Raw genomic sequence first — 7,918 nt, 5'->3', positions numbered from 1 at the left:
ACCGACATCATTAGCGACAGAGCGCCCTGATTCAACATCGTCAGCATTTCGCCTGCAAAGGCTTCGGCCTTGGCAGGGTCAAAGGTGGTGGGAGCAATGTGGGCAGGCATGGGAGCCTCCTAGGGGCGTTTTATTTATACCAACTAGTCTGTATGCTAATCGGTCAAATATCAGTCGTCAACCGCATTGAAATTACGCTTTGTAACGTTCATGGCGTTGGACGAGGCGATGGCGCTCGTTATCCCGGCGATCAGAAAAGCGTTCTGATGCGATCGCTCTTGAATGCGTTGCAGGCTATCTTGTTCAGAACTAGACAGCGATCGCCCCATCGCCCGCTCCAGGCTGACCAAATCGAGCTGCACCTGAGCCATCAACTCCTGATTCGGTGATGGCTTAGCGCCCGGCCAGTCCCCTGCGGCGGCGATCGCCAAAATGCTCGTGTGGATGTGGATTGGGTAGTTCAGGCGCATGGGCCGCTGACTGCGGTAGAGGTTCAATAGAGCCAGCTTTGGTACTCGGGGGTGGCATCTTTCATGTCTTCGTAAAGCCACACCATGCGGTCAAAAAACCAAAGTTTGCCAACAAAAATCAGCAGCGTGCCCACTAGGGTCAGGGGCAGATCGAGCTGCCACAGCCCCCAAAAGCCCAGCCCCATACCGAGGGCCGCAACCGCCGTTAAAATCTGGGGCAAAACGTGGTGATGGGGCGGAATCGGGACTTGAGAGCGGTTAATCCACACCCGTTCGCCAAACACGCCCTTAGACATCCAGTTGCGGGTTGACTTGGGCGGCGGAAACAGTCGGGCATTGACCCATATCCAACCCAGGGCGACGGCGGCCAGCCAGAGAGCATCCCAGCCCAGCCAAACTCGACTCCAAATAGCCAAGAACAGCAAGGGAATGGTTGAAAGTCGAGTCCAAAAGCACCAGGGGTTGGCGTGGCCACGCCAGGTGCGCTCATCCATAGCAAACAGGGTTGAGATTGTCCGAGCCACCATGATCGGTTTCTCCTATATCAAAGGGATTGCGGTTACAGCGTTAGCATGGGCGGTGCTAAATTTGGCCTATTGCGGGCATGATCTGGTCAGCAGTCATGGCCGTAGTCTTTGACCAGATCGGGGTAAGGCGCACCTACACATTGGTAAAGGCAGGGTTTTGCTGAATGTGCTGGCTGATTTTGCCGTTGAGGTAGGCGATCGCTGCGTAAAAAACTAGGATTCCACAGCAGCGCCATTGCCACGGTCACAGGCGTCGGCTACCGCTTGGCTTTTAGCGATCCACCGAGCCCATCACCACATCAATGCTGCCCAGGATGACAAAAATGTCGGCCACCTTTTGGCCCCGGAGCAGATAGGGCAGCAGCTGCAGGTTGTTGAAATCGGCGGGGCGAATCTTCCAGCGCCAGGGCATGGGACTGTCGTTGCCGATCAAAAAAATGCCCAACTCGCCCCGGCCCGACTCTACCCGCACGTAGTGCTCCCCGGCGGGAATTTTGAAGGTGGGGGCAATTTTTTTGGCAATGAACTGGTAATCGAAGCCGTCCCACTTCGACTTTGGCCCCTCGGCCAGGCGCTTGACCTCCAGACTTTCCCAGGGGCCGCCCGGCAGACCGTCGAGAGCCTGTTGAATGATCCTTAAGGATTCGCGCATTTCGGTGAGCCGCACCCGGTAGCGGGCCAGGCAGTCGCCCTCGGTTTCCCAGGCCACCGTCCAGTCAAAGTCGTCGTAGCATTCGTAGTGATCAACTTTGCGTAAATCCCACTGTACGCCGCTGGCCCGCAGCATCGGGCCAGAGCAGCCCCAGGCGATCGCCTCCTCCCGGCTCACCACCCCTAGCCCCTCGCAGCGGCGGCGAAAGATGGGGTTATCGGTGACCAGGCGCTCGTACTCGTCGAGCTTGGGGGCCAGGTAGTCAACAAAATCCTGACATTTGTCCACCCAGCCGTAGGGCAGGTCAGCGGCCACGCCCCCCACGCGAAAGTAGTTGTGGTTGACCATGCGGTAGCCGCTGACCGCTTCAAATAAATCGAGGATGGGTTCGCGATCGCGCAAGCTATAAAAAAACAGCGTCTGTGCCCCCATATCCATCACAAATGGCCCAACCCACAGCAGATGGTTGACCAGCCGGGTCAGTTCCAGCAAAATGGCGCGAATGTAGCTGGCCCGCCGGGGCACCTCGATATCCGCCAGCTTTTCCACGGCATTCACCGTTACCGCCTCGTTAAATAGGCCGCCGTAGTAGTCCCACCGGCTGGTGTAGGGAATGAACATGGTCGAGGTGCGGGCTTCGGCGATTTTTTCCATGCCTCGATGCAGGTAGCCGATGACGGGTGCGCAGTCCACCACGTCTTCGCCGTCGAGGGTGATCATAATGCGAAAGCAGCCGTGCATCGACGGATGGTGGGGGCCAACGTTGACTACCATTGGGTCAGTGTGGGTTTCGATGTAGGCCATGGTGGTTCTCCCAATTGAGCGCATAGCCTGAGTATGACGAGGGCGATCGCCCTCTGTCTTGCCGGTTCTTCCACCCCGTTGCACAAACTTCCGATGGGTTTTGCTAACTCCGCCGCCACTGCCCCGGTGTGACCCCCACCAGCCGCTTAAAGTGGCGGTTGAGGTGGCTCTGGTGGGCAAAACCCACCTGGTAGGCGATGTCGGCAATGGTTGCATAGGGCTGGGCCAGGAGCGTCTTGGCCCGTTCCACCCGGCAGCGGATCACATACTGGTGGGGGGCCAACCCCGTGGACTGCTTGAACAACTGCGAGAAATAGTGGGCGCTCATGCCCGCCAGATCGGCCAGGGTAGCGAGGCGCAGGTCAGTATCAAGGTGGGCGTGAATGTAGTCGAGAATGCGCCGGAGCTTGGTCTGGGAAAGCCCGTCGGAGTAGGTTTTGAGGATGGGCTGGCGGGTGGCATAGGTTTGCAGCAGGTGTACCGCCAGGGTCGTGGTGAGCGATTCGGCGTAGAGGCTGTCGATGTTGCCCAACTGAAGCTGTCGCTTGAGGGCCAGCCCAAGCTGAAGCACGAGCAAATCTTGGGTGGCAAAGTGGGGCACCAGCTCAACGGTGGTGCCATCGGCGGCGGCATCTAGCGATCGCCCTAGAACCGCCGGTTCAAAGGCCAAACTCATAAACTCGCCGGGCACATTCCAGCGCGATCGCTGGCCTACCTGGGCGGGCAACACCAAAATGTCCCCCGGATGCACGGGCTCGACCTTAAACTGGCCGTCGATCCAGCGCTCCGCCAGGGCTGTCTCCGGCAGTTGGGTAAACAGTACAATGCTATGCCAAGGGGTCGCCACCTCCATGGGCGTTTCTCCCGGTGGTTCCCAGCGGCAGTCAACGTAGGTGCCGCCCCAGCAAAACTCCTCGGTAGACACCAGCGGCGGGGTCGTAAAGATGGCATCGATCTGGGGCTTGCTGGAGAGCAGTTGAGGGGCCATGGCAAGATCCTCAAGTCGGTCGGGCGGTGCCCACTAATCCAAATTTTACTAGCTTTACCCCGAACAGACTAAATAGTCTGTAAAATGGACAACATCAATTTCACCGGCAAACCCATGTCTCGCAGCGGCGAAAAGACTAAAGCCAAGATTCTCGATGCCGCCCACGCCTTGGTGATGGGCCACGGGCTGGCGGGCACGTCCATTGACATGGTGCTGGCCAAGGCCGAAATCACCAAGGGGGCGTTTTTCTACCACTACAAGACCAAAGCTGACCTGGCCCAGGCGTTGGTGCAGCGCTACAGCGATCGCGATGCCGCCCACCTAGAGGCCACCCTGGCTCGCGCCGAAAAGCTCAGCCGCGACCCGCTCCAGCAAATTTTGGTGTTTCTCGGCCTGCTGCAAGAAGAGGTCGAGCAGCTCACCGACCCTACCGCTGGCTGCCTAATCGCCTCCTACGTCTACCAGTTTGAAGATCTGGCCCCCGAGATTCGCACCATTTCAGCGGAGTCATTCTTGCTGTGGCGGCAGCGGCTGGGGGCCAAGTTTGAGGCGGCGATCGCCCAGCATCCCCCATGCCGCCCTGTCACCGCAGCCTCGTTAGCCGATGCCCTAGTCTCCGTCTTTGAAGGCGGCTTCGTGATGACGCGGGTGCTACAAGATCCGACCCAGATGGCCCAGCAGTTGGCCCACTACCGCAACTACATCGAGCTACTGTTTGACCTACCCCATTAACCATTCCCCAGCCTGCTCGTTTGAGCAGCTATCCTACAGGCTGTCCCATCGACCGCTGTTCCAGCGCACACCCGACGTCAGAGCCCATATCAATGCCCAGACGTGATTAGCGACAAAATGGGGTAACTTAAACCACGCCTCTACAACTACCAGCCCTGTAGGGGGCAGCCTTCGCTAAACCAGACCATTACCAGGTGACTAGGGCTACTTTCCACTGAGTATCGGGCTGCTTGTGTAAGATCCAGAGGTGGGTGCCAGCGGCGGTTAAGACCTCGTCGCTGTCTGGGGTCGTAAACCGAGTCGTGTAGCGACTAGTTTTGTAGGCTAGCCGGTCGTGGCCGACAATTTCGATCTGGTCTGTCACTAATTCCACAATTTGAATGGGACTCTCCAGCAGAGGGCGAGCGGCGTCTTTGCCGACCATCATGGCTGCGTTGGGCACCAACCAGCGCACATCGTCGGTGCAGAACTGTAGCACCGCCAGACCGTTGCCAGCCCATTCAAACTCAATCCAGCGATGGTGAATTTGCCGGATAGCGTCGATATCTTCTTGGGGTAGGGTAAACATTGAATGTCACCGCAAGAACAACCGATGGCCCTAGTGCAGGCCTTTGTCGAGGCGATTCATCAGCAAAACTGGAACCGACTGACCTCCGTCGTTGCCCCTAACTTCATACGCCATAGCTACGCCGGATGTGAACCGAGTATTTACAGCCGTGATGATTTAGTGAGCTTTCTTAAGCAGGAGTATACTACCTTTCCCGATGCCCAGGAAACCATCGAGGCCCTGATTGCATCGGGGGATCGCGTCACCGTTCGCCCATCGGTTTCGGGGTACTCAAACCGGCTGGATGGAGACATATCCCCTTCTGACCGAGTGCTGACGGTACGGTCTATCAGCTTGAAGACAACGTGATTGCAGAGTCTTGGGCAATGCAGTCCCGTAGGGTTTGGGCAAAGCCGTGTCGCTGAATGTAGACAGCGCGGTAGATGCAGGGCAACACCTCAGGGTGAAGTTGAGCTGGGTCTTAGTCCTAACTAACCCAAAGCAGCGTAGGCAGCTAGCCCCTCTGAGCGTAAGGCTTTGGGCGAAAGCGGTAGTCAACATTACCGTTCGCAAAAAGTGCGATCGCAGCGACAAACCGATGTTCTACGCACGAGCAATTCATCGCTAATGTGGTAGACATCTATGTCACTCACTTCCCGCCCGATGCCCATGCTCAGGGCCATGTGCCCACGGTGCGCTTGGAGGTAGAGGCCCACCAACCCCATGATTCAAAGAACCTCCCTAGGAGAAACCCAATGAAACCTCTGAAATACTACGTCGCCACCAGCGTCGATGGCTTTATCGCCCAAGCCGATGGCTCCTTTGGGGGCTTCGCTACCGAGGGCGACTCCATTGCCGACTACATCGACTCCCTCAGCCAGTTTGACACGGTGCTCATGGGACGCAAGACCTACGATGTCGGTCTCAAGGAGGGCAAAACCAACCCTTACCCCATGCTGAAGAGCTATGTGTTCTCGCGCACGATGGCCACCAGCCCAGACCCGCAGGTAACGTTGGTTTCAGATCAGGCGAGTCAGGTCGTGAAGCAGCTCAAGGCAGAACTTGGCAGTGCCATCTACCTCTGTGGCGGGGCCACCCTAGCGGCGCAACTGTTTACCGAAGGGCTAATTGACGAACTCATTCTCAAGATCAACCCGTTCGTAATGGGGCAAGGCATTCCCCTGTTTGCAACGGTTATCCCTCAAACGCAGCTGACACTGATCGGCAGCCAGATCTATGCCAACGGTGTCGCATGGCTACGGTATGAAGTCTAGTTCGCCACCGCATTCATGCGCTCAATCACCGCGATAGAAGCTGCTGGTCTGCTATCAGCGTCACCCCTTTGACATGAATGCCATCGTGTTTTGACCTGATCATCAACCCAACTGACAGGAGATCTGCGATCGCACAGCCCCGTTCTCCGGTAGGTGCTGCGGGGCTGGCGTATGGCCCTGCTAATTTTCCACAAATAGCCCCGGCACCCGGAATCCGCCAAACAACATCAACCCGACAAAACTCCAAGACTTCAAGATTCTAAGTGAGGTGCCCGATTGTTCAAATCTTATCCATTGATCATGTAATAAAAGGATATCTTCCCAATCAGTCATCCGTTTTCACTCTTTTAGTTTAGGTTGAAAAAACAACATCTGCTGCCCATTCCAGCCTTATTATGCTAATGCCAATCCTCAGTGGTTAGCGCCCAGCGCTCATGATCACGCCACTTGCCATTAAGCTGTAGATACCTTGGTGAAAACCCTTCTTTTCTAAAACCTAGGCGTTTAACTAAATTGATAGATTTCTGATTGTCGGGCTGAATATTCGCTTCTAAACGATGAAGCTTGAGGGTATAAAAGGCATGATTAATTGCCAAATGGAGTCCCTCTGCCATGAGTCCCTGTCCGGCGAAATAAGCATCTGCATAGTAACCCAAATATGCACTTTGAAAAGCTCGGTAAAAGATTTGGCTAAGATTAACCACTCCAATGATCTGATGGTGATGGGCACAGCAAATCAGCAGTCCTTCAAAGTTGTCATTTTGGCAGCGGCGGATGTAGTTTTGGCATCCCGACTCATCTAGCGGTGGAAATGTCCAAGGAAAGTGAAAATCTTGGTTTCTCCGGTGCAGGGATAACAGAGTTTGACAGTCTTCGGCAATGGGTCTGCGGATAAAAACGCGAGGGTTGTTAGACAGTTGCATGGCAAGAGGGCCGGTTTCTGACGGAAGGAGAGCGTCATAAAGATGATACGTAATTGCTCAACTAGGTTGACCTAAGCCCAACTTTGACAGAAGATGATAAGCCTTTGCCATGAAGGAACTGCCCCCTCTCGATGGACTCAGCCACGCCGAAAAGGATGCCCTGATTAGAGGGCTATGGCAGGAACTGCAAAGGTTGCGCTCAGAGGTGGACAAGCTGAAGCAAAAGCGGGTCAAGAAAACGACTCGCAATTCAAGCTTGCCGCCTTCTAAAGGCTTCAAGCCCAATCAGAGCAGTGTCCAGGCAACTCCGGTTCATGGGGAAGAAGCAGGGAGTCACCGAAACGGTGGACGAACATTAACTCAACAACCAGATCAAGTCGTGGTGGCTCAAGCCAAGCGTTGTCCCCACTGTGGAGTCGACGTAGACCCATCGACGCAGCGCTTAAGCGGGATTTACGAGCGGATTGAATGGCCTCAGGTGACCCCTCACGTTACGCGAGTAGAACGCTACGGTGGGATGTGTCCCTGTTGCCAGAAGGCGTATCAAGCCCCTGTTGCGGTTGGATTGGAACCCGGCTCACCCTTTGGCAGCAGTATCGCAAGTCAGGTGACCTATCTGCGCTACAGTCATGCCATCAGTTATGGGCGCTTACGTCAGTTGATGAGCGAGCTTTACGGTCTGAGGCTCTTAGAAGGAGCGATTGCCAACCTCTTGCAACGGGTGCAGACACAACTGGAAGCTCCAGTGAGCAAGATTGTGGAGCGCTTACGCAGTGCACGTCTGGTTGGCAGTGATGAAACGGGGGCACAGGTGAATGGGAAGAATCAGTGGGAATGGGTGTTTCAAAACGAGCAGGTGTGTTTGCATGTGATTCGTTCCACTCGGGGCAAAACGGTGATCGATAGCGTCATGGATGGGCATCAACCGCAAATCTGGGTGTCAGACTTATTCAGTTCTCAAGCAGCTCATCCAGCGCTCGACTGGCAAGTGTGTCTGGCCC

General features: G+C 55.7%; 12 protein-coding genes. 4 read left to right on the top strand and 8 right to left on the bottom strand.

All coding sequences use genetic code 11. The features are described 5' to 3' along the window. Positions 1-170: 170 nt before the first annotated feature. The 5 genes from V6D20_05195 to V6D20_05175 all read right to left on the bottom strand — a co-directional run bounded on the left by V6D20_05195 (position 171) and on the right by V6D20_05175 (position 3,441). Positions 171-470, bottom strand: a complete 300-nt coding sequence (locus V6D20_05195) for a hypothetical protein (protein ID HEY9815185.1) — start codon at positions 468-470, stop codon at positions 171-173. Between the two features lie 23 nt (positions 471-493). Next, positions 494-997, bottom strand: a complete 504-nt coding sequence (locus V6D20_05190) for a DUF6653 family protein (protein ID HEY9815184.1) — start codon at positions 995-997, stop codon at positions 494-496. Positions 998-1,083: 86 nt separating this feature from the next. Then, positions 1,084-1,245 (bottom strand): hypothetical protein, encoded by a 162-nt coding sequence (locus V6D20_05185; GenBank protein ID HEY9815183.1) that lies wholly within the window; start codon positions 1,243-1,245, stop codon positions 1,084-1,086. 23 nt (positions 1,246-1,268) lie between these two features. Continuing rightward, positions 1,269-2,453: an NAD(P)H-quinone oxidoreductase subunit H gene (locus tag V6D20_05180; protein HEY9815182.1), complete on the bottom strand. Its 1,185-nt coding sequence runs from the start codon at positions 2,451-2,453 to the stop codon at positions 1,269-1,271. A gap of 103 nt (positions 2,454-2,556) precedes the next feature. Next, positions 2,557-3,441 (bottom strand): AraC family transcriptional regulator, encoded by an 885-nt coding sequence (locus tag V6D20_05175; protein ID HEY9815181.1) that lies wholly within the window; start codon positions 3,439-3,441, stop codon positions 2,557-2,559. Positions 3,442-3,525: 84 nt separating this feature from the next. On the opposite strand from V6D20_05175, the gene V6D20_05170 reads away from it, so the two are divergent. Continuing rightward, entirely contained in the window at positions 3,526-4,173 is a 648-nt protein-coding gene (locus V6D20_05170) for a TetR/AcrR family transcriptional regulator (protein HEY9815180.1), read from the top strand. Positions 4,174-4,360: 187 nt separating this feature from the next. Here V6D20_05170 and V6D20_05165 read toward each other — a convergent pair whose 3' ends face one another. Beyond that, positions 4,361-4,741, bottom strand: coding sequence for a DUF4440 domain-containing protein (locus V6D20_05165; protein ID HEY9815179.1), 381 nt, complete (start codon positions 4,739-4,741; stop codon positions 4,361-4,363). A gap of 3 nt (positions 4,742-4,744) precedes the next feature. Here V6D20_05165 and V6D20_05160 point away from each other — a divergent pair, with 3 nt between their 5' ends. Continuing rightward, the gene (locus V6D20_05160; GenBank protein ID HEY9815178.1) at positions 4,745-5,089 is read left to right on the top strand and encodes an ester cyclase; all 345 of its coding nucleotides are present in this window, start codon (positions 4,745-4,747) and stop codon (positions 5,087-5,089) included. Between the two features lie 191 nt (positions 5,090-5,280). Here the strand turns inward: V6D20_05160 and V6D20_05155 are convergent, their stop codons facing one another. After that, on the bottom strand, positions 5,281-5,445 hold the full coding sequence (locus V6D20_05155) for a hypothetical protein (protein HEY9815177.1): 165 nt from the start codon (positions 5,443-5,445) through the stop codon (positions 5,281-5,283). A 30-nt stretch (positions 5,446-5,475) separates the two neighbouring features. Here V6D20_05155 and V6D20_05150 point away from each other — a divergent pair, with 30 nt between their 5' ends. Further along, positions 5,476-5,994 (top strand): dihydrofolate reductase family protein, encoded by a 519-nt coding sequence (locus V6D20_05150; protein HEY9815176.1) that lies wholly within the window; start codon positions 5,476-5,478, stop codon positions 5,992-5,994. Positions 5,995-6,392: 398 nt separating this feature from the next. On the opposite strand, the gene V6D20_05145 is transcribed toward V6D20_05150, so the two are convergent. Then, positions 6,393-6,917 (bottom strand): GNAT family N-acetyltransferase, encoded by a 525-nt coding sequence (locus V6D20_05145; GenBank protein HEY9815175.1) that lies wholly within the window; start codon positions 6,915-6,917, stop codon positions 6,393-6,395. A gap of 109 nt (positions 6,918-7,026) precedes the next feature. Here V6D20_05145 and V6D20_05140 point away from each other — a divergent pair. Then, a partial coding sequence (locus V6D20_05140) for a transposase (protein HEY9815174.1) occupies positions 7,027-7,918 on the top strand: 892 nt, incomplete at its 3' end.

It is taken from the genome of Candidatus Obscuribacterales bacterium (genome assembly GCA_036703605.1).
In the GTDB taxonomy this organism is placed as follows: domain Bacteria; phylum Cyanobacteriota; class Cyanobacteriia; order RECH01; family RECH01; genus RECH01.
The sequence above is the reverse complement of the archived record's forward strand: the minus strand, read 5'-3'. Positions and strand labels throughout refer to the sequence as shown.

Bases quoted from the DNA above. Each gene is read 5' to 3' on its own strand.
- V6D20_05170 (HEY9815180.1), top strand. From the start codon at position 3,526: ATGGACAACATCAATTTCACCGGCAAACCCATGTCTCGCAGCGGCGAA.
- V6D20_05175 (HEY9815181.1), bottom strand. From the start codon at position 3,441: ATGGCCCCTCAACTGCTCTCCAGCAAGCCCCAGATCGATGCCATCTTT.
- V6D20_05165 (HEY9815179.1), bottom strand. From the start codon at position 4,741: ATGTTTACCCTACCCCAAGAAGATATCGACGCTATCCGGCAAATTCAC.
- V6D20_05180 (HEY9815182.1), bottom strand. From the start codon at position 2,453: ATGGCCTACATCGAAACCCACACTGACCCAATGGTAGTCAACGTTGGC.
- V6D20_05190 (HEY9815184.1), bottom strand. From the start codon at position 997: ATGGTGGCTCGGACAATCTCAACCCTGTTTGCTATGGATGAGCGCACC.
- V6D20_05145 (HEY9815175.1), bottom strand. From the start codon at position 6,917: ATGCAACTGTCTAACAACCCTCGCGTTTTTATCCGCAGACCCATTGCC.
- V6D20_05150 (HEY9815176.1), top strand. From the start codon at position 5,476: ATGAAACCTCTGAAATACTACGTCGCCACCAGCGTCGATGGCTTTATC.
- V6D20_05195 (HEY9815185.1), bottom strand. From the start codon at position 470: ATGCGCCTGAACTACCCAATCCACATCCACACGAGCATTTTGGCGATC.
- V6D20_05155 (HEY9815177.1), bottom strand. From the start codon at position 5,445: ATGGGGTTGGTGGGCCTCTACCTCCAAGCGCACCGTGGGCACATGGCC.
- V6D20_05160 (HEY9815178.1), top strand. From the start codon at position 4,745: ATGTCACCGCAAGAACAACCGATGGCCCTAGTGCAGGCCTTTGTCGAG.